The 20,367-nt window shown below is 63.7% G+C and carries 17 protein-coding genes; 7 read left to right on the top strand and 10 right to left on the bottom strand.

Going from position 1 to position 20,367, the window contains the following annotated elements:
* Positions 1-154: 154 nt before the first annotated feature.
* From mdtD to yccS, 4 genes are all read left to right on the top strand, one after another.
* A complete protein-coding gene (gene mdtD / locus NRG23_RS21650) occupies positions 155-1,582 on the top strand; it encodes a multidrug transporter subunit MdtD (protein WP_110177500.1) in 1,428 nt (475 codons plus the stop codon).
* 280 nt (positions 1,583-1,862) lie between these two features.
* A complete protein-coding gene (dbpA, locus tag NRG23_RS21645) occupies positions 1,863-3,200 on the top strand; it encodes an ATP-dependent RNA helicase DbpA (protein ID WP_231999354.1) in 1,338 nt (445 codons plus the stop codon).
* 144 nt (positions 3,201-3,344) lie between these two features.
* Positions 3,345-4,523, top strand: a complete 1,179-nt coding sequence (locus tag NRG23_RS21640; RefSeq protein WP_009051261.1) for an NAD(P)/FAD-dependent oxidoreductase — start codon at positions 3,345-3,347, stop codon at positions 4,521-4,523.
* Between the two features lie 242 nt (positions 4,524-4,765).
* Positions 4,766-6,940 (top strand): YccS family putative transporter, encoded by a 2,175-nt coding sequence (gene yccS, locus NRG23_RS21635; RefSeq protein WP_038636158.1) that lies wholly within the window; start codon positions 4,766-4,768, stop codon positions 6,938-6,940.
* A 90-nt stretch (positions 6,941-7,030) separates the two neighbouring features.
* On the opposite strand, the gene NRG23_RS21630 is transcribed toward yccS, so the two are convergent.
* A complete protein-coding gene (locus NRG23_RS21630) occupies positions 7,031-7,768 on the bottom strand; it encodes an ABC transporter substrate-binding protein (protein WP_257372038.1) in 738 nt (245 codons plus the stop codon).
* 273 nt (positions 7,769-8,041) lie between these two features.
* On the opposite strand from NRG23_RS21630, the gene NRG23_RS21625 reads away from it, so the two are divergent.
* On the top strand, positions 8,042-8,494 hold the full coding sequence (locus NRG23_RS21625; protein ID WP_016704230.1) for a GNAT family N-acetyltransferase: 453 nt from the start codon (positions 8,042-8,044) through the stop codon (positions 8,492-8,494).
* A gap of 76 nt (positions 8,495-8,570) precedes the next feature.
* Here the strand turns inward: NRG23_RS21625 and NRG23_RS21620 are convergent, their stop codons facing one another.
* From NRG23_RS21620 to NRG23_RS21610, 3 genes are read right to left on the bottom strand one after another with little or no spacing between them, the layout of a single operon-like run.
* Positions 8,571-8,867: a helix-turn-helix domain-containing protein gene (locus NRG23_RS21620; RefSeq protein ID WP_016704231.1), complete on the bottom strand. Its 297-nt coding sequence runs from the start codon at positions 8,865-8,867 to the stop codon at positions 8,571-8,573.
* A 20-nt stretch (positions 8,868-8,887) separates the two neighbouring features.
* A complete protein-coding gene (locus NRG23_RS21615; protein WP_016704232.1) occupies positions 8,888-9,400 on the bottom strand; it encodes a M48 family metallopeptidase in 513 nt (170 codons plus the stop codon).
* A gap of 42 nt (positions 9,401-9,442) precedes the next feature.
* Entirely contained in the window at positions 9,443-11,566 is a 2,124-nt protein-coding gene (locus tag NRG23_RS21610; RefSeq protein ID WP_016704233.1) for a bifunctional diguanylate cyclase/phosphodiesterase, read from the bottom strand.
* A 319-nt stretch (positions 11,567-11,885) separates the two neighbouring features.
* Between NRG23_RS21610 and NRG23_RS21605 the strand changes: the two genes are divergently transcribed.
* On the top strand, positions 11,886-12,557 hold the full coding sequence (locus NRG23_RS21605; protein ID WP_009051268.1) for a polysaccharide lyase family 7 protein: 672 nt from the start codon (positions 11,886-11,888) through the stop codon (positions 12,555-12,557).
* A 162-nt stretch (positions 12,558-12,719) separates the two neighbouring features.
* Here NRG23_RS21605 and fba read toward each other — a convergent pair whose 3' ends face one another.
* From fba to tkt, 6 genes are all read right to left on the bottom strand, one after another.
* Positions 12,720-13,784, bottom strand: coding sequence for a class II fructose-bisphosphate aldolase (gene fba / locus NRG23_RS21600; RefSeq protein WP_003229012.1), 1,065 nt, complete (start codon positions 13,782-13,784; stop codon positions 12,720-12,722).
* A 255-nt stretch (positions 13,785-14,039) separates the two neighbouring features.
* Positions 14,040-14,369 carry an MliC family protein gene (locus NRG23_RS21595; protein WP_007922315.1) on the bottom strand — a complete coding sequence of 110 codons (330 nt, stop codon included), beginning with the start codon at positions 14,367-14,369 and terminating at the stop codon, positions 14,040-14,042.
* 60 nt (positions 14,370-14,429) lie between these two features.
* Positions 14,430-14,648: a hypothetical protein gene (locus tag NRG23_RS21590; protein ID WP_257372037.1), complete on the bottom strand. Its 219-nt coding sequence runs from the start codon at positions 14,646-14,648 to the stop codon at positions 14,430-14,432.
* Positions 14,649-14,679: 31 nt separating this feature from the next.
* Complete coding sequence (locus NRG23_RS21585; protein WP_257372036.1) at positions 14,680-15,843, bottom strand: phosphoglycerate kinase; 1,164 nt, start codon at positions 15,841-15,843, stop codon at positions 14,680-14,682.
* Positions 15,844-15,885: 42 nt separating this feature from the next.
* A complete protein-coding gene (gene epd / locus NRG23_RS21580; RefSeq protein ID WP_009051270.1) occupies positions 15,886-16,941 on the bottom strand; it encodes an erythrose-4-phosphate dehydrogenase in 1,056 nt (351 codons plus the stop codon).
* A gap of 147 nt (positions 16,942-17,088) precedes the next feature.
* On the bottom strand, positions 17,089-19,086 hold the full coding sequence (gene tkt, locus NRG23_RS21575) for a transketolase (RefSeq protein ID WP_103331612.1): 1,998 nt from the start codon (positions 19,084-19,086) through the stop codon (positions 17,089-17,091).
* 272 nt (positions 19,087-19,358) lie between these two features.
* Between tkt and NRG23_RS21570 the strand changes: the two genes are divergently transcribed.
* Positions 19,359-20,354, top strand: a complete 996-nt coding sequence (locus NRG23_RS21570) for a metalloregulator ArsR/SmtB family transcription factor (protein ID WP_009051272.1) — start codon at positions 19,359-19,361, stop codon at positions 20,352-20,354.
* Positions 20,355-20,367: the final 13 nt, after the last annotated feature.

The raw sequence follows: 20,367 nt of genomic DNA, 5'->3' as shown, positions 1-20,367 counted from the left end.
AGGCTTGCCCGCGATGCGGTCGCTGGGGTAACCGGCCGATGCTCGATTGCTCACGATAACGGTTGGTCTTCGGCATCGATGTTGAATGTCACACCGCTATCGCGAGCAAGCTTCGCTCCTACAGGGGGCGTGCTCACAACAAGAAAGAGGTCCCATGCCCAACCGTGCCGAGCTTGACGCCAACACCGCCCGCTGGCTGCCCTGGGTGGTGGCCATCGCCTTCTTCATGCAATCCCTCGACGGGACCATCCTCAACACCGCCCTGCCGGCCATGGCCCGCGACCTGGCGGAAGACCCATTGCGCATGCAGGGCGTAGTCATCGCCTACATGCTCACCGTGGCGCTGCTGATCCCGGCCTCCGGCTGGATCGCCGACCGCTTCGGCACCCGCAAGATTTTCTTCGGCGCCATCCTGTTGTTCAGCATCGGCTCGCTGCTCTGTGCCCTGTCCAACTCCCTTAGCCTGCTGGTCGGCGCCCGGGTGATCCAGGGCCTGGGCGGTGCCCTGATGCTGCCCGTCGGCCGATTGGTGGTGCTGCGCGCCTACCCGCGTTCGGAACTGGTGCGGATCATGGGCTTCATCACCATTCCCGGGCTGCTTGGCCCGCTGATCGGCCCGACCATGGGCGGCTGGATGGTGCAGTACCTGACCTGGCACTGGATCTTCCTGATCAACCTACCGGTGGGCGTGATCGGCTGTTATGCCGTCTGGAAGTTCATTCCCGACCTGCGCGGCAGCGAACGCACGCGTTTCGACGGCCTGGGCTTTTTGCTGTTCGGCGCGGCGATGGTGCTGATCACCATCGCCATGGAAGGCCTGGGCGAACTGCACCTGCCGCACCTGCGGGTGATGTTGCTGCTGTTCGGCGGCCTGGCCTGCCTCGCGGCGTACTGGCTGCGGGCCGGGCACGTCGACAATCCGCTGTTCGCGCCTTCGCTGTTCAAGGTGCGGACCTTCGCCGTGGGCATCCTCGGCAACCTGTTCGCCCGCCTCGGCAGCGGTGCCCTGCCGTTCCTGGTGCCGCTGCTGCTGCAAGTGGCCCTCGGTTATTCACCGTCCCAGGCCGGGATGAGCATGCTGCCGCTGGCCGCCGCGGCGATGCTGGCCAAGTCCATCGCCCGTCCGCTGATCGAACACCTGGGCTACCGCATCGTCCTCACCGGCAACACCCTGGCGCTGGGGATCATGCTCGCCAGCATGGGCCTGGTCACGGAACAGACGCCCTACCCGCTGCTGCTGGGCATGCTGGCGGTGCTGGGGGCGATCAACTCGCTGCAGTTCACGGCGATGAACACCGTGACCCTGATCGACCTCGACGACGCCTCCGCCAGCAGCGGCAACAGCCTGCTGTCGGTGGTGGCGCAACTGTCCCTGAGCCTGGGGGTGGCCTGCGCCGGCGCGCTGCTCGGCGGCTTCACCGCCGAAGTCGGCAACGATGGCGTGAACACCGTGCTCGGCGCCTTCCAGCTGACCTTCCTCACGGTGGGGATCATGGCGATGCTGGCGGCGGCGATCTTCCTGCAGCTGTCGCCCAAGGACGGCCGGCGGGCGAAGAAGGTCCAGGAGCATATCGAGCACTGATCTCCCTCTTCGGTAGGAGCAGCCGGTCGACGTTCGATTGCTCGCGATGAGCGTCAAGGCAACGCGCTAGGTCAGGTACCTCGCGCTACCCTGGAGTTTTTTTCGCGAGCAAGCTCGCTCCTACAGGATTCGTGGGACCTGTGGGAGTTCTGGCTACTTTTCGTCCAGAAATTGCAGGTAAAGGGAGCGGGACTGATACACTGCGCGACATTTTGTTTTGCAGGCCCGTCCCGTGACCACCATTGCCACCGCTTTTAATACTTTGCCGCTGTCCGCCGCCATGCTGGCTAACCTCGACTCACTCGGTTATGCCCAGATGACGCCGGTCCAGGCGCAAAGCTTGCCGGTGATCCTCAAGGGGATGGACCTGATCGCCCAGGCCAAGACCGGCAGCGGCAAGACCGCCGCGTTCGGCATCGGCCTGCTGAACCCGATCAATCCGCGCTACTTCGGTTGCCAGGCCCTGGTGATCTGCCCGACCCGCGAGCTGGCCGACCAGGTGGCCAAGGAAATCCGTCGCCTGGCCCGCGCCGAAGACAACATCAAGGTCCTGACCCTTTGCGGCGGCGTGTCCTTCGGCCCGCAGATCGCCTCGCTGGAGCACGGCGCGCACATCATCGTCGGCACCCCGGGCCGCCTGTCCCAGCACCTGCGCAAGGGTTCGCTGAAACTCGACGGTCTCAACACCCTGGTCCTCGACGAAGCCGACCGCATGCTGGACATGGGCTTCTACGACCCGATCGAAGAAATCATCGCCTACACCCCCGAGCGCCGGCAGACCCTGCTGTTCTCCGCCACTTACCCGGTGGGCATCAAGCAGCTGGCCTCGAAGTTCATGCGCGACCCGCAGCAGGTGAAGGCCGAAGCCCTGCACGCCGACAGCCAGATCGAGCAGCGCTTCTACGAGATCTCGCCGGAAGAGCGCATCGACGCGGTGGTCAAGGTGCTGAACCACTTCCGCCCGCAATCCTGCGTGGCCTTCTGCTTCACCAAGCAGCAGGTCCAGGAAACCGTCGACCACCTGACCGCCAAGGGCATGTCCGCGGTGGGCCTGCACGGCGACCTGGAACAGCGCGACCGCGACCAGGTATTGGCGATGTTCGCCAACCGCAGCACCTCGGTGCTGGTGGCCACCGATGTGGCCGCCCGCGGCCTGGACATCGATGCCCTGGACATGGTGATCAACGTCGAGCTGGCGCGGGATTCGGAGATTCACATCCACCGCGTCGGCCGCACCGGCCGCGCCGGTGAGAAGGGCCTGGCGGTCAGCCTGGTGGCGCCGTCCGAAGCGCACCGCGCCCAGGCCATCGAGCAGTTGCAGAAGTCACCCTTGAACTGGGAACAGATCGACAGCCTGAAATCCCAGGGCGGCGGCCCGCTGCTGCCGGCCATGAGCACCCTGTGCATCGGCGCCGGGCGCAAGGACAAAGTGCGCCCGGGCGATATCCTCGGCGCCCTGACCGGTGAAGCCGGCATCCCCGGCACCCAGGTCGGCAAGATCGCGATTTTCGACTTCCAGGCCTATGTCGCCGTGGACCGCGGCATCGCCAAGCAGGCCCTGCAACGCCTGAACAGCGGCAAGATCAAGGGCCGCTCGCTGCGCGTGCGCATCCTGTAAAACCACCGCTTAACCTGTAGCCGCTGCCGCAGGCTGCGATCGCCCCGAAGGGGCGCGGGATCTTGAGATCGCTGAAGGCCTTCGGCCTTATCGCAGCCTGCGGCAGCGGCTACAGGATCGTTCGCCCCTATTGAGGACACCGTTTTGCGCTCTACCGAAGTCGTGATCATTGGCGCTGGCGCCGCAGGGTTGATGTGCGCGCTGACCGCGGCCGGTCGTGGCCGCCAGGTGATGCTGCTGGACCATGCCAACAAGGCCGGCAAGAAGATCCTCATGTCCGGCGGTGGGCGCTGCAACTTCACCAACATGTACACCGAGCCCGGCAACTTCCTCTCGCAGAACCCGCACTTCTGCAAGTCGGCCCTGGCCCGCTACACCCAGTGGGATTTCATCGGCCTGGTGGCCAAGCACGGCGTGCCGTACCACGAGAAAAAGCTCGGCCAGCTGTTCTGCGACAACAAGTCCAGCGACATCCTCGGCATGCTGCTCGACGAGTGCGACCAGGTCGGCGTGCAGCTGCACCTGGACACCTCGATCCAGCAGATCGAGAAGCTCGACGCCGGCTACCTGCTGGAAACCACCCTCGGCCAGCTCCAGTGCGAATCCCTGGTGATCGCCACCGGCGGCCTGTCGATTCCGACCCTGGGCGCCACCGGCTTCGGTTATCAGGTCGCCAAGCAGTTCGGCCACGAGCTGCTGCCGACCCGCGCGGGCCTGGTGCCGTTCACCATCACCGACCAGCTCAAGGAGCTGTGCGGCGAGCTGTCCGGCACCTCGGTGGACTGCCTGGTGAGCTGCAACGACATGAGTTTCCGCGAGAACATCCTGTTCACCCACCGCGGCCTGAGCGGCCCGGCGATCCTGCAGATTTCCTCGTACTGGCAACCCGGCGACACGCTGGAGATCAACCTGCTGCCGGACCACGACGTACCGGGCTGGCTGCAACAGCAGCAGGCCGAGCGTCCCAACAGCGAGCTCAAGACCCTGCTCGGCGAGATCTTCACCAAGAAGATGGCCGGCCTGCTGGCCGACAGCTGGTTCGTCTCCAAGCCGATGAAGCAGTACACCCACGCCGAGCTGGCGGACATCGCCAGCAAGCTGGCGAGCTGGCAACTGGTGCCCGCCGGCACCGAGGGTTATCGCACCGCCGAGGTGACCCTGGGCGGCGTCGACACCCGCGAGGTGTCGTCCAAGACCATGGAATCGCTGAAGAGCCCGGGGCTGTATTTCATCGGCGAGGTGCTGGACGTCACCGGCCACCTGGGCGGCTTCAACTTCCAGTGGGCCTGGGCCTCGGGTTACGCGGCCGCGCAGTACGTCTGATCCGCTTCCTGGCGCTCACCCGATCCCTGTAGCCGCTGCCGCAGGCTGCGATAGGTCCGCAGGACCTCGGAGGACGCCAGATCGCTGCGCCCCTTCGGGTCGATCGCAGCCTTCGGCAGCGGCTACAGGTACCGATGAACATCAGCAGGAACAGAATTTGCTGGCGGATGTGACGACCCCATTGCGCGGGCGTCAATACTGGCTCAATTTAGCGGCATCGCCCCGGAAGGCTTTCTCACTTCATGTCATCGACCAGCTTTCGTCAGTCACTGCGGCGCCTTTGGGCGCTGGATAAATTCAGCTACAGCGTGCGCGTGTTCATCGCTCTGACCGGGAGCATGGCGCTGTGCTGGTACCAGGACGAAATGGCTTTGCTGATCCCGTTGTTCCTGGGGATTATCGCCAGCGCCCTGGCCGAGACCGACGACAGCTGGCAAGGCCGGATCAATGCCCTGGCCGTGACCCTGGTGTGCTTCAGCGTCGCCGCCCTTTCCGTCGAACTGTTGTTCCCCTACCCCTGGATCTTCGTCATCGCCCTGGCGCTGGCCAGCTTTGGCCTGACCATGCTCGGCGCCCTGGGCGAACGTTACGGGGCGATCGCCTCGGCGACCCTGATCCTGTCGGTCTACACCATGATCGGCGTGGACCAGCGCGGCGGCGCCGTCACCGACTTCTGGCACGAACCGCTGCTGCTGGTGGCCGGCGCTGCCTGGTACGGCCTGCTGTCGGTGCTGTGGCAGGCGATGTTTTCCAACCAGCCGGTGCAGCAGAGCCTGGCGCGCCTGTTCCGCGAGCTGGGCTATTACCTCAAGCTCAAGTCGTCGCTGTTCGAACCGATTCGCCAGCTGGATGTGGAAGCGCGCCGGCTGGAACTGGCGCAGCAGAACGGCCGGGTGGTGGCGGCCCTGAACGCCGCCAAGGAAATCATCCTGCATCGGGTCGGCAACGGCCGGCCGGGCTCGAAAGTCAGCCGCTACCTGAAGCTGTATTTCCTCGCCCAGGACATCCACGAACGCGCCAGCTCGTCCCACTACCCCTACAACGCCCTGGCCGATGCGTTCTTCCACAGCGACGTGCTGTTCCGCTGCCAGCGCCTGCTGCGCCAGCAAGGCAAGGCCTGCCGGGCCCTGGGCGAATCCATCCAGCTGCGCCAGCCCTTCGTCTACGACGCCAGCTTCGCCGAGGCCCTGAGCGACCTGCACGCCTCCCTGGAACACCTGCGCATCCAGAGCAACCCGGCCTGGCGCGGCCTGCTGCGTTCGCTGCGGGCGCTGGCCGCCAACCTCGGCACCCTCGACCGCCTGCTCAGCGACGCCAGCAACCCCGACGCCCTGGCCGACGCCACCGACAGCAGCCTGCTGGACCGTTCGCCGCGCAACCTCAAGGACGTCTGGACCCGCCTGCGCACCCAGCTGACCCCGACATCGCTGCTGTTTCGCCACGCCCTGCGCCTGCCCCTGGCCCTGAGCATCGGCTACGGCATGGTGCACCTGATCCACCCATCCCAGGGCTACTGGATCATCCTCACTACCCTGTTCGTCTGCCAGCCGAACTACGGCGCCACGCGACGCAAGCTGGGCCAGCGGATCATCGGCACCGCCATCGGCCTGGTCGTCGCCTGGGCGCTGTTCGACCTGTTCCCCAGCCCGCTGGTGCAGTCGCTGTTCGCCATCGCCGCCGGGGTGGTGTTCTTTACCAACCGCACCACTCGCTACACCCTGGCCACCGCCGCCATCACCATCATGGTGCTGTTCTGCTTCAACCAGGTGGGCGACGGCTACGGGCTGTTGCTGCCGCGCCTGTTCGATACCCTGCTGGGCAGCCTGATCGCCGGCCTGGCGGTGTTCCTGTTCCTGCCGGACTGGCAGGGCCGACGCCTGAACAAAGTGCTGGCCAATACCCTGACCTGCAACAGCATCTACCTGCGGCAGATCATGCAGCAGTACGCGGCCGGCAAGAGCGACGACCTGGCGTACCGCCTGGCCCGGCGCAATGCCCATAACGCCGACGCGGCGCTGTCCACCACCCTGGCCAACATGCTGATGGAGCCTGGGCACTTCCGTAAGGAAGCGGACGTCGGCTTTCGTTTCCTGGTGCTGTCGCACACCTTGCTCAGCTACCTCTCCGGCCTCGGCGCGCACCGGGAAACCCAGTTGCCGACGGAAGTCCGCGAGCACCTGATCGATGGGGCCGGGGTCAGCCTGGCCAGCAGCATCGATGAAATTGCCCAGGGCCTGGCAAGCAAGCAGCCGGTGGCGATCCAGAGCGATACCGAAGAAGCCCTGGCCAACGAGCTGGAGCAGATGCCGGACGAGATCGATGAAGGCCAGCGGCTGGTGCAGACCCAGCTGGCGCTGATCTGCCGCCAACTGGGCCCCTTGCGGACCCTGGCGGCGCACCTGATCAAGGCAGCCTAAGAGCAGCTGCAAGTTGCAAGCTACAAGCTGCAAGACGGGTGCAAATTGCCTTGCTTGCAGCTTGTAGCTCAAAGCTTGCCGCTGCCCCCCTTACATCCCGTGCTGGCGCAGCAAGCGGTCGTAGCTGCCGTCGGCTTTCATCGCCTCGATCTCCCGGTCGAACTTCGCCACGATCTGCTCATGCTCGGGGTTCTTCAGGCTGACCAGGATATGCAGGCCGTTCTCGCTCAGGGAGTTGGGCAGGAACTCCACTGCATTGCGTACCCGTGGCGACTCCCGCGCCAGGTAATAGCGGGCGACGTATTCGTCTTCCAGGGTCAGCTTGACCCGGTCGGCCGCCAGCATGCGCACCGCCATCGCGAAGTTGTGCACCAGGACCTTCTGCAGCTCCGGATCGCTGTCGAAATCGGGCGAGTAGGCATAACCACGCACCACGGCGATGGGGTACTGGTGCAATTGCTTGAGGTTGGTGTATTCGACGGGGGTATCCTTGCGCCGGATGAAACGCACCCGATTGACCAGGTACTCCGAGGAGAACTGCCCCAGCTGGGTGCGGGCCTCATTGAACCAGGCATTCACCAGCACGTCGTAACGGCCCTCGCCGACGCCGAGCAGGGCCCGCGCCCAGGGCACCTGTTCGAACTCGCTGGCGTAACCGGCCCGGGCCAGCGCGGTGCTGACGATGTCGGTGGCCAGCCCGCCGTTGACCAGCGTCGCATCCGTGAAGGGCGGCCAGGCGTCGGCCACCAATCGCAATTTTTCCGCATAAGCGCTCTGGCCCAGCAACAGCAATCCGATCAAAGCAAAAGCTCGATGCAATCGCAGCATGCTAAAAGATCCTTAGCGGGCGGACAGCCCTGCGTGTTTTTGCCCAGACTCGAGGTTCTCCGGCCGGTGGACGGCCGCGATCCAGCTCCTAACAGTAGCTTATGGGCGCCACTGCACGGCGCTTCAGCGCAGATTACACAAAGAAGCCAGCCACGAACCAACGCGATGATGGCATTTTGACCTGCCTCACAGAATTGCCACTGCGCCGCCAGGCAAGACAAGCCACCCGCCAGGCGCTTAACATCCGGGCACAGCTTTCCAAAGGATGAAACGATGACAATCGAATGGGTCTGCAAACACCACACCGATCTGGGCAAGGAGCAGTTGTACGCGATCCTGCGGTTGCGTACCGAAGTCTTCGTGGTCGAGCAGAAATGCGCTTACCAGGAAGTCGATGGCCAGGACCTGGAAGGCGACACCTGCCATCTGATGGCCTGGGACGATGACCAGTTGGTGGCTTACCTGCGCCTGCTCGACCCGGTCTCCCAGGGTGGCGACGTGGTCATCGGCCGCGTAGTGATTGCCCCGCAAGCCCGGGGCAAGGGGCTGGGCCATGAACTGATGGAGCACGCCCTGAAACAGGCGCAGAAACACTGGCCGCACACGCCGATCTATCTGTCGGCCCAGGCGCATTTGCAGGGGTATTACGGGCGCTACGGCTTCAACGTCGTGGGCGAGGAGTACCTGGAAGACGATATCCCGCATATCGGCATGCGCCGCAGCTGATATCGCGATCGCGAGCCTGCTGGCTCCTACAAGGGCTAGCAGGCTCGCATACACATCGATGGGCTGCCGGGCTCCCTCAGGGATACTCCAGCACCGCCTTGATCCGCGACAGATTCGCCTCGATCCAGCCCTTGTCGATCGCGCCCCAGTTTTTGATCCGATAGCTGCCGGCATGATTGCGCGCACCGTCCTGCTGTTCGAACTCACAGACGATGTCCAGATCCGCCAGGGCGGCGATGGTGTCCTGCGCCGTACGCCGCGGCATGCCGGTCGCCTCGGTCAGGGCCGGGACGTTGCTGGCCAGGCCGCTGTCGATCAGGTAGGCCACGTACAGCCGGCGGTAAAAACTGCTCTTGGTCTTGCTCACGTCCATCGCCCGCTCCTTGCCCAGGGTCACTCGGCCCCGCCCGGGCGCGCTTGCAGCTCGCGCCAGGTCAGGTAGACCCGCAGGTCGAATTCCAGTTGGTGATAGCCCGGCAGCATATGCTCGCAGAGCTTGTAGAAGGCCTTGTTGTGCTCGCTTTCCTTGAAGTGCGCCAGCTCGTGGACAACGATCATGCGCAGGAACTCCGGCGCCGCTTCCTTGAACAGCGAGGCGATGCGGATTTCCTTCTTGGCCTTGAGCTTGCCGCCCTGGACCCGCGAGATCGTAGTGTGCAGGCCCAGGGCGCGGTGCGTCAGGTCCAGGCGGTTGTCGAACAGCACCTTGTCGATGGCCGGGGCATTGCGCAGGTACTCCTGCTTCAACTCCAGGGCATAGCCGTACAGCGCCTTGTCGCTCTGCACCCCGTGCTTGCCGGGGTAACGCTGGCTCAGGTAGTCGCCCAGCCGCCCTTGTGCGATCAGCTGGCGCACTTGTTCTTGCAGGGTGGCGGGATAGGCCTGGAGGTATTTCAACGCGGTCATGGGGCGGCAACGCAATCACGAAAGGCCGCCAGTGTAGCGAATTCAACCCGGCAACGCGCTCCAGTCGAAGGGCTCGGCAAAGCGCTCGGCATCCGCGGCGATCAACGGCCGCGCCACCAGGAAACCCTGCACGTACTCACAGCCGTTGGCCTGCAGCCAGCGGTACTGTTCCAGGGTTTCCACGCCTTCGGCGATCACCAGCACACCGAACGCCTTGCACAGGTCGATCACGCAGCGCGCCAGCGCCGCATCCCGCGTCGAATCCGGCAACCTGGCGATCAGGTGGCGGTCGAGCTTGAGGGTATCGAGCTCCAGGTCCCGCAGATGAGCCAACGAACAGTCGCCCGAACCGAAGTCGTCCAGCGCCACCCGCACCCCGAGGCTGCGTAACAGGCGCAGTTGCTTGCGCGACTCATCGAGGTTCTGGGTCAAGGCGCTTTCCGTAATCTCGACTTCCAGTTGCCAAGGCTCCAGACCATGACGTTCCAGGACCTGGCGCAGTTCGGTGGCCAGGTTCGGCATGGCGAACTGGGTGCCGCTCAAGCTCACGGCGAGCACGGTCTGCTCGGCGAACAGGGTTTTCCAGGACGCCCGCTGGCTCGTACTCTGCTGGTAGATCCAGCTGCCCAGGCGACTGATCAGCCGCGCTTCCTCCAGCAGCGGCAGAAACAACCCCGGCGGCACATCGCCGACGCTCGGATGCCGCCAGCGCAACAAGGCTTCGAAACCGCGCAGGCGCCCGTCGGCAATCGCCACCTGGGGCTGGTACACCAGGTTGAACTCCTTGCGCTCGACCGCGCTGCGCACACTTTCCTCGAGCATCAGTCGCGAACGGGCGCGGCCGTTCATTTCGTGGTCGTAGTAACGGTATTGCTGGCGCCCGGCACGCTTGGACTCGTACATGGCGATGTCCGCCGCGCGCATCAGGCCATCCAGGTTGGAGCCGCAATCGGGGTAGATGGCGATGCCGATGCTGGCCCCCAGGGCAACATCCAGGCCGTCGATCTGCTGACAGATGGATATCCGTTCGATGAGCTTCTCGGAAATCTTCGCCGCCTGTTCCGGAAACTCCAGTTCCAGCAAGGCGGTGAACTCGTCGCCGCCCATGCGCGCCAGGATGTCGAAGGAGCGCAGGCAGGCTTTCATCTGCTCGGACACCCAGCGCAGCACCCGGTCCCCCGCGTCGTGCCCCAGGGAATCGTTGACCCGCTTGAAACCATCCAGGTCCAGGTACAGCAGCACCAGCGACTTGTCCGAGCGCTCGCTGCGCAGCAACACGCTTTCCACGGTCTGGTAGAAGCCGCGCCGGTTGAGCAGGCCAGTCAGCGGATCGGTCACCGCCTGGTATTCCAGTTGCTGGTGCAGGTGGCGGACTTCCGACATGTCGAGCAGGGTCACCACCATCGCCTTCTGTTCGCTCGGCAACGGCGCGCAGGACAACGCCACCGACACCTGCTGGCCCGGCAGGGTACGCAGCGTGGCGTCGTGCAGGCGGTAGGTCTCGCCCTTGCGATAGCAGGCATACAGCTCGGATTCGGCCCACTGCGGCACATGGGGTTTTTGCAGATAGTCGAGCAGCGCCGAGCCCTCCAGCTCGCTCACCGGAGCGTCGAGCAAACGCGAGATCGCCGGGTTGGCGAAACGGACGATCCCGCCTTCATCCACCACCAGAATCCCTTCCGCGGCGTTTTCCAGCACCGAGGCGTTGAAGGCCCGGGCGTTCTCCAGGTCGTGGCTCAGGCGCTGCAGCGCACGGCGGTTGCGCTGCTGCTCCAGCAACGCCTGGACCTTGGGCTTGAGGATCTGCGGGTCGAACGGCTTGAACAGGTAATCCACCGCACCGCTGGCGTAGCCCTTGATCACGGCGTCCTTGGACTGCTCGTTGGCGGTCAGGAAAATGATCGGGGTCAGGCGGGTTCGCTGGCTGCCGCGCATCAGGCGGGCGACTTCGAAACCGTCCATTTCCGGCATCTGCACATCCAGCAACACCAGATCGATGTCGTGTTCCAGTAACAGACCCAGGGCCTCGACGCCCGAGGCGGCGGTCATGACCTGCCAGTCGTGGCGCTGCAAGAGTGCGCGCATGCTGAGCAGGTTTTCGGGGTAATCATCAACAATCAGTAAGACCGAGCTGGCTTCACCTGGCCGAGTTTGCGCGCATTCCATGCTGCTTCTCTTGTCTGTGTAGGGCCGGCCTGCGAAGAAGACCGGACAAAAACTGAGCCTTCACTCTAGACCCGGAACCCGCAAAGCAGAAGCTGTCACAGCGCCAGCATTTAGCCAAAGCCCCAGGCACCCGACTAACGGTCAACCCCATAGGCGCTGAAAGCGGTGGCGGCGGTTTTTCGACAGATGGTTGACGCCAATTATCCGCCGGACGGGCATTAACAAAAGCAGCTTCTACGCTTATAAAGACCGCCTTCAAAAGCGCAGGCTAAAGCCTTTGTCGGCTTTTCATCCGGCACCAAATCGGGAAGCTTTGACTATGATCGACCTCGCAACCTGGAATCTGAGCATTCCCGAAGGCAGTCCACCGGCGACCATCGACACCCCCAAACTGGTGGATGGCTTCAAGGACCAGTATTTCCATTCCGACACCGGCACCCTGTTCTTCTGGTCGCCCGTCACCGGCTCCCGCACCGCCAACGCCATCTACCCGCGCAGCGAGCTGCGTGAAACCTACGCCAACGGCACCCTGAAGAACTGGACCTACCCGGAAGCCGACAACCTGCTCTACGCCACCCTGGCGGTGAACCAGGTGCCGTCCACGGGCAAGATCGTCATCGGCCAGATCCACGCCTACAACAGCACCAAGCCGCTGGTGAAGGTCGAGTACCAGTACAAGACCACCACCCAGAGCGGCAACATCGTCGCCAAGGTCCGCATGCATCCGGACGATGCCGATAGCCGGGTGATCATCGTCGCCGAGAACGTGCCGCTGGACCGCGAGTTCTCCTACCTGATCCACCTCAGCCCCGGGGGCGCGCTGGGCGTCAGCGCCGCGGGCTACCAATGGGACACCCAGATCAGCAGCACCTGGCGCGACAAGCCGCTGTACTTCAAGGCCGGGGTGTACGTGCAGGACAACACCGGCTACACCACCGAAGGCGGCAAGGTGACCTTCTACAAGCTGGATATCGATCACAACGAAACCTGATCTTCCGTAGGAGCGAGGCTTGCCCGCGATGAGGGCCTGACATTCGCCATGGATGTCACCAGGCAGACCGCTATCGCGGGCAAGCCTCGCTCCTACCAGGTTCGGAAAACCGGGCACAAAAAAGCCCGCATCGCTGCGGGCTTTTTCGTGAAACGCTAAGGCTTAGTTGACCTTGGCGTTCAGCTCACCTTTGAGGTAACGCTGGAACATCGCTTCCAGGGAGATCGGCTTGATCTTCGAAGCGTTGCCGGCGGTGCCGAAGGCTTCGTAACGGGCGATGCACACGTCGCGCATGGCGGTTACGGTGGCGCCGAAGAACTTGCGCGGGTCGAACTCGCTCGGGTTGGTGGCCATCAGGCGACGCATCGCACCGGTGGACGCCAGGCGCAGGTCGGTGTCGATGTTGACCTTGCGCACGCCGTACTTGATGCCTTCGACGATTTCTTCAACCGGCACGCCGTAGGTTTCCTTGATGTCGCCGCCGTACTGGTTGATGATCGCCAGCCACTCTTGCGGAACCGAAGACGAACCGTGCATCACCAGGTGGGTGTTGGGGATGCGCTTGTGGATCTCTTTGATGCGGTCGATCGCCAGCACGTCGCCGGTAGGCGGCTTGGTGAACTTGTAGGCACCGTGGCTGGTACCGATGGCGATGGCCAGGGCGTCGACCTGGGTCTTCTTGACGAAGTCCGCGGCTTCTTCCGGGTCGGTCAGCATCTGGCTGTGGTCCAGCACGCCTTCGGCGCCGATGCCGTCTTCTTCACCGGCCATGCCGGTTTCCAGGGAACCCAGGCAGCCCAGCTCGCCTTCTACCGAAACGCCGCAGGCGTGAGCCATGGCCACGGTCTGCTGGGTCACGCGAACGTTGTATTCGTAGTCGGTCGGGGTCTTGCCGTCTTCGCCGAGGGAGCCGTCCATCATGACCGAGGAGAAGCCCAGCTGGATCGAACGCTGGCAGACGTCAGGGCTGGTGCCGTGGTCCTGGTGCATGCACACCGGGATGTGCGGGAATTCTTCGATCGCCGCCAGGATCAGGTGGCGCAGGAAAGGCGCGCCGGCGTATTTGCGGGCACCGGCCGAAGCCTGGACGATCACCGGAGAGTCAGTCTTGTCAGCTGCTTCCATGATGGCGCGCATCTGTTCAAGGTTGTTGACGTTGAAGGCTGGAACGCCGTAGCCGAATTCGGCTGCGTGGTCCAGCATCTGGCGCATGCTGATGAGTGCCATTGTGTGTATCTCTCCCGGTCGAGGGTCGTTAATCGTGCAAGCCTGCCGTAGCGGCGGCTGCTATTCAAGTGATTGCAGATCGGGGGTCAGCCCGGCCTGCCGATTCGTTACTGCATCAATCTCAAGAGTCGCGCCTCTCTCTGTAGGAGCGAAGCTTGCTCGCGATCAGGGTCATCACATTCAACATCTCTGTTGACGGTTGGATCGCTATCGCGAGCAAGCTTCGCTCCTACCGGTTCAGCATCGGCTCCCGGCCTACGGCGCTTTACAGCCGCGACCGATCAAATCGTTGGTGGCGACCCAGTAAACCAGGCCTTCGTCACCTTTTTCGTGAAACGCCAGCATGTCGTTGCTGTACAGCGAACCGGAACCGCTCGGCTCCAGCTTCAGGCGATAGACCTGGTCGGCCCCGCCCAGCCGCACATCGACTTCCTTGCGACTGCTGTCGGTGTAGCGCCAGACCACTTGCGCCTGGCTGTCGCACACCCAGGTCGTCCAGTTGTCCGTCTCGGCCGGCTTGAACAGGTCGAAGTTGGCGCAACCTGCCAGCAATCCCAGCGCAGCCACGGCGATAAAGCCTTTCATCGGTGTTCCTCGGCTGACGGCCCACGGCCGCCAGCACAGCGCGTTATCGAATCAGACCCGTCAAGGGCAACCATGTTCCTTGGCCTTGGCTGGAGTCTCGTACTTGTCCAGACCATCGGGTCCCATGCGCTTGTTGATCACAGGCGCGGTCTCGGCCTGCCAGTCGGCCTGATAGCAGCCTTTCTCCGGCTCTCCCGACTCGGGCTCCGGCTGGGGAGGCTGGCTGCCGCAACCGGCCAGCAAGCCCGCAACGATCAACAGCGGTAACGTCTTGACCATATGAACACTCCTTTGCCTGGCCATTGGGACTTCAGGCTTTGGCCCGGCTTTCCAGGACTTCGACCGCCGGCAGCACCTTGCCCTCGACGAATTCGAGGAAAGCGCCACCGCCGGTAGAAATGTAGGAGATTTGCTCGGCCACGCCATATTTATCGATGGCCGCCAGGGTGTCGCCGCCGCCAGCGATGGAGAACGCCGCACTTTCCGCGATGGCCTGGGCCAGCACCTTGGTGCCGTTACCGAACTGGTCGAATTCGAACACACCGACCGGACCGTTCCACAGGATGGTCTTGGACGATTTCAGCAGCTCGGCGAAGTTCGCCGCGGTCTGCGGGCCGATGTCCAGGATCATGTCGTCGGCGGTCACCTCGGCAATCAGCTTGACGGTGGCGGTCGCGCTTTCGGCAAACTCCTTGGCCACTACCACGTCCACTGGCAGCGGCACGCTGACCTTGGCGGCGATGGCGCGAGCGGTATCCAGCAGGTCCGGCTCGTACAGCGACTTGCCGACCGGGTGACCGGCAGCGGCGAGGAAGGTGTTGGCGATGCCGCCGCCGACGATCAGCTGGTCGCAGATCTGGCTCAGGCTGTTGAGCACGTCGAGCTTGGTCGACACCTTGGAGCCGGCAACGATAGCGGCCATCGGCTTGGCCGGGGCGCCCAGAGCCTTGCCCAGTGCTTCCAGCTCGGCGGCCAGCAGCGGACCGGCAGCGGCGACCTTGGCGAACTTGGCCACGCCGTGGGTCGAACCCTCGGCGCGGTGCGCGGTGCCGAAGGCGTCCATCACGAACACGTCGCACAGGGCGGCGTATTGCTGGGCCAGCTCGTCGGCGTTCTTTTTCTCGCCCTTGTTGAAGCGCACGTTCTCGAACAGCACGATGTCGCCGGCCTTGACGTCGACGCCGCCCAGGTAGTCGGCCACCAGCGGTACTTCGCGACCCAGGGCACGGCTCAGGTAGTCGGCCACTGGCTTGAGGCTGTTCTCGGCGGAGAACTCGCCTTCGGTCGGACGACCGAGGTGCGAGCAGACCATCACGGCCGCGCCTTTTTCCAGGGCCAGCTTGATGGTCGGCAGCGAAGCCAGGATACGCGCATCGCTGGTGACAACACCGTCCTTGACTGGGACGTTGAGGTCTTCGCGGATCAGTACGCGCTTACCTTGCAGATCGAGGTCGGACATCTTCAACACGGTCATGGGTCGCAATTCCTGGGTTACTGTTTTTTTGGAAACGGGAAGTTAAGAGACAGCTTTGGGTGCAGCGGCTTGCAGATAGTGTCCTGCAACATCCAGCATTCGGTTGGCAAAACCCCATTCGTTGTCGAACCAGGCCAGGATGTTCACCAGCCGCGGGCCGGAAACACGGGTCTGGCTGGCATCGACGATCGCCGAATGCGGATCATGGTTGAAATCACAACTGGCGTGCGGCAACTCGGTGTAGGCCAACAGGCCCTTGAGCGGACCGCTGGTGGCGGCCTCGCGCAGGATCCGGTTGACTTCGCCGGTGTCGGTATCGCTCACGGTCTGCATCGTGATGTCGAGGCAAGACACGTTGACGGTCGGCACGCGCACAGCTTTGGCCTGAATTCGCCCGGCAAGTTCCGGCAGCAGCCGCTCGATGCCACGCGCCAGACCAGTGGACACCGGGATCACCGACTGGAACGCCGAACGGGTGCGGCGCAGGTCTTCGTGGTGATAGGCGTCGATCACCGGCTGGTCGTTCATCGCCGAGTGGATGGTGGTGATCGACACATATTCCAGACCGATGGCCTGGTCCAGCAGGCGCAACAGCGGCACGCCGCAGTTGGTGGTGCAGGATGCGTTGGACACCAGCAGCTCGGCGCCGGTCAGGCAGTCCTGGTTGACGCCGTAGACGATGGTGGCGTCGACATCCGCCTCGCTGGCCATCGGCTGGGAAAACAGCACCCGCGGCGCGCCGGCGTCGAGAAAGCGCTGGCCGTCTTCACGGGTGTGATAGGCGCCGGAACATTCGAGCACCAGGTCGACGCCCAGGGACGCCCAATCGATGCCTTCGGGGGTGGCACTGCGCAGGACCTTCACGCAGTTGCCATTGATATGCAGACAATCGCCATCGACCTTCACCTCGCCGGGAAACCGGCCGTGGGTGGAGTCGAAGCGTGTCAGGTATTCCACGCTGGCCATGTCGGCCAGGTCGTTGATCGCGACAATCTCGAACCCGGCCGCAGCCCCCCGTTCGAACAGGGCACGCAAGACACAACGACCGATCCGGCCGTAGCCGTTGAGTGCAACTTTATAGGGACGCGGTTGAGGCATGGGGTTCTCGATTACCGGGGTGAATCCATCACTGTCGTGTTGCCAGCTCCATTGTCATCGCGGGCAAGCCTCGCGCCTACGGGATCGTGATGATCTGTAGGAACGAGGCTTGCCCGCGAAGAACAGCAGACAACGCGACTGGCGGACTTAGTCTTCCAGCAGCTCTTCAGCCTGACCCAGGATGTTCTCCAGGGTGAAACCGAACTCTTCGAACAAGGCCGGCGCAGGCGCCGACTCGCCGTAGGTGGTCATGCCGATGACGCGACCTTCCAGGCCGACGTACTTGTACCAGTAGTCCGCGTGAGCGGCCTCGATGGCGATACGGGCGCTGACCTGCAGCGGCAGGACCGACTGTTTGTAACCGGCGTCCTGAGCATCGAACACGCTGGTGCATGGCATGGACACCACGCGCACCTTACGGCCCTGCTCGGTCAGTTTGTCGAAGGCCTGCACCGCCAGGCCGACTTCGGAACCGGTGGCGATCAGGATCAGCTCAGGCTCGCCTGCGCAGTCCTTGAGCACGTAGCCGCCGCGGCTGATTGCGGCGATCTGCACGGCATCGCGGGTCTGATGCTGCAGGTTCTGGCGGGAGAAGATCAGCGCCGAAGGACCGTCCTTGCGCTCGATCGCGCTTTTCCAGGCCACAGCCGATTCCACGGCATCGGCTGGACGCCAGGTGTCGAGGTTCGGGGTGCAGCGCAAGCTGGCGATCTGCTCGATCGGCTGGTGCGTCGGGCCGTCTTCGCCCAGACCGATGGAGTCGTGGGTGTAGACGTGGATCACGCGCTGCTTCATCAGGGCCGACATGCGTACCGCGTTGCGGGCGTATTCCATGAACATCAGGAAGGTCGCGCCGTAAGGCACCAGGCCACCGTGCAGGGCCACGCCGTTCATGATGGCGGTCATGCCGAACTCGCGAACGCCGTAGTACATGTAGTTGCCGCTGGCGTCTTCGGCGCTGACGCCCTTGCAGCCTTTCCACAGGGTCAGGTTGGAACCGGCCAGGTCGGCCGAACCGCCGAGGAATTCCGGCAGCAGCGGGCCGAACGCGTTCAAGGCGTTCTGGCTGGCTTTACGGCTGGCGATGGTTTCGCCCTTGGCCGCGACTTCGGCGATGTAGGCATCGGCCTTCTCGGAGAAGTCGGCCGGCAGGTCACCGCTCAGGCGACGCACCAGCTCGTTGGCCAGCTCAGGGAATTCGGCGGAGTAGGCGGAGAAACGCTGGTCCCACTCGGCTTCGACGGCGCGACCGGTTTCCTTGGCATCCCACTCGGCGTAGATGTCGGCCGGGATTTCGAACGGGCCGTGGTTCCACTTCAGCGCGGCGCGGGTCAGGGCGATTTCCTCGGCACCCAGTGGCGCGCCGTGGCAGTCTTCCTTGCCTTGCTTGTTCGGCGAACCGAAACCGATGGTGGTCTTGCAGCAGATCAGGGTCGGCTGCTCGCTTTTGCGCGCGGTGTCGATCGCGGTCTTGATCTCTTCAGGGTCGTGACCGTCGACGTTGCGGATCACCTGCCAGTTGTAGGCTTCGAAACGCTTTGGCGTGTCGTCGGTGAACCAGCCTTCGACTTCGCCGTCGATGGAGATGCCGTTGTCATCGTAGAAGGCGATCAGCTTGCCCAGGCCCAGGGTGCCGGCCAGGGACGCGACTTCATGGGAAATGCCTTCCATCATGCAGCCATCGCCCAGGAACACGTAGGTGTGGTGGTCGACGACGTTGTGGCCGGGACGGTTGAACTGCGCCGCCAGGACCTTTTCCGCCAGGGCGAAGCCCACGGCGTTGGCCAGGCCTTGGCCCAGCGGGCCGGTAGTGGTCTCGACGCCCGGGGTGTAGCCGAACTCCGGGTGGCCCGGGGTGCGGCTGTGCAGCTGGCGGAAGCTCTTCAGGTCGTCGATGGTGACGTCGTAGCCAGTCAGGTGCAGCAGCGAGTAGATCAGCATCGAGCCGTGGCCGTTGGACAGCACGAAGCGGTCACGGTCGGCGAAGGATGGATTGCTCGGGTTGTGCTTCAGGTAGTCACGCCAAAGTACCTCGGCGATATCCGCCATACCCATAGGGGCACCGGGATGGCCGCTGTTGGCTTTTTGCACGGCATCCATGCTGAGGGCACGAATGGCGTTGGCACGCTCACGACGGCTTGGCATCGCTGATCTCCTGGGGGTTATCTAAGTCGAGTTGGATAAAACGAATCGGAAAAAGGCGTGCATTTTCCCTCAGCGGTAGGCCGGGGGCAATGACAGATAATGACTCTGGCGCGTTTTTCCGGTCGATAAAGGGGCAATCGCCTGATGAAACCATTCCGCAGTTCGTCTGTAGAACATCACGACCTCCGTTAAGTGCCATCTATCGAGCAATATCAAAACTTTTTGATATTGGTCTTGCGAGGTTGGGGGTGCGTCACTAGACTGCTGGCCTTATGAATTTACGCGCGCCCTCCATTAGCCATGATGACTGCGATGAGCTGGCGGCCCTGTGCAAGGCCGGCGGCGATCCGCTGCGGCTGAATGTATTGCGCGCGCTGGCCAACGACTCGTTCGGCGTACTGGAACTGGCGCAGATCTTCGCCATTGGCCAGTCCGGCATGAGCCACCACCTGAAGGTGCTGGCCCAGGCCGAGCTGGTGGCGACCCGCCGCGAAGGCAACGCGATCTTCTACCGGCGCGCCCTGCCCCACACCGAACTGCTGGGCGGCCGGCTGCACGCCGCCCTGCTGGATGAAGTGGATAACCTGACGCTGCCCGGCGAAGTGCAATCGCGTATCGGCCTGGTGCACCGCCAGCGGGCGGCCGCCAGCCAGGACTTTTTCTCACGGGTCGCGGAGAAGTTTCGCGCCCAGCAGGACCTGATCGCAGGACTGCCCCAGTACCGCGAAAGCGTGCTGGCACTGCTCGACAAACTGAACTTCACGGACACCGCCACGGCGATCGAAGTCGGCCCCGGGGATGGCAGCTTCCTGCCGGAACTGGCCCACCGCTTCACCCGGGTGACCGCGCTGGACAACAGCCCGGCCATGCTCGAACTGGCACGCCAGGTCTGTGAACGCGAAACGCTGGCTAACGTCAGCCTGCAACTGGCCGATGCATTGAATGGCGTGAGCCTGACGGCCGATTGCGTGGTGCTGAACATGGTCCTGCACCATTTCGCCGCGCCGGCCGATGCGCTGAAGCGCCTGGCCGGCTTGCTGCAACCGGGCGGCAGCCTGTTAGTGACAGAGTTGTGCAGCCACAACCAGAGTTGGGCCAGGGAGGCCTGCGGTGATCTCTGGCTGGGGTTTGACCAGGACGACCTGGCCCGCTGGGCCACCGCTGCGGGACTGGTTCCCGGAGAAAGTCTGTATGTAGGTTTACGTAATGGTTTCCAGATCCAGGTCCGCCACTTTCAGCGACCGGCTGGCGACACTCACCATCGGTAAATTTTAGGAAACC

It is taken from the genome of Pseudomonas sp. T8, from assembly GCF_024610635.1.
Classification (GTDB): Bacteria; Pseudomonadota; Gammaproteobacteria; order Pseudomonadales; family Pseudomonadaceae; genus Aquipseudomonas; species Aquipseudomonas chlororaphis_I.
Note: the sequence above shows the minus strand (reverse complement) of the source record. Positions and strands in the feature narration are given on the sequence as shown.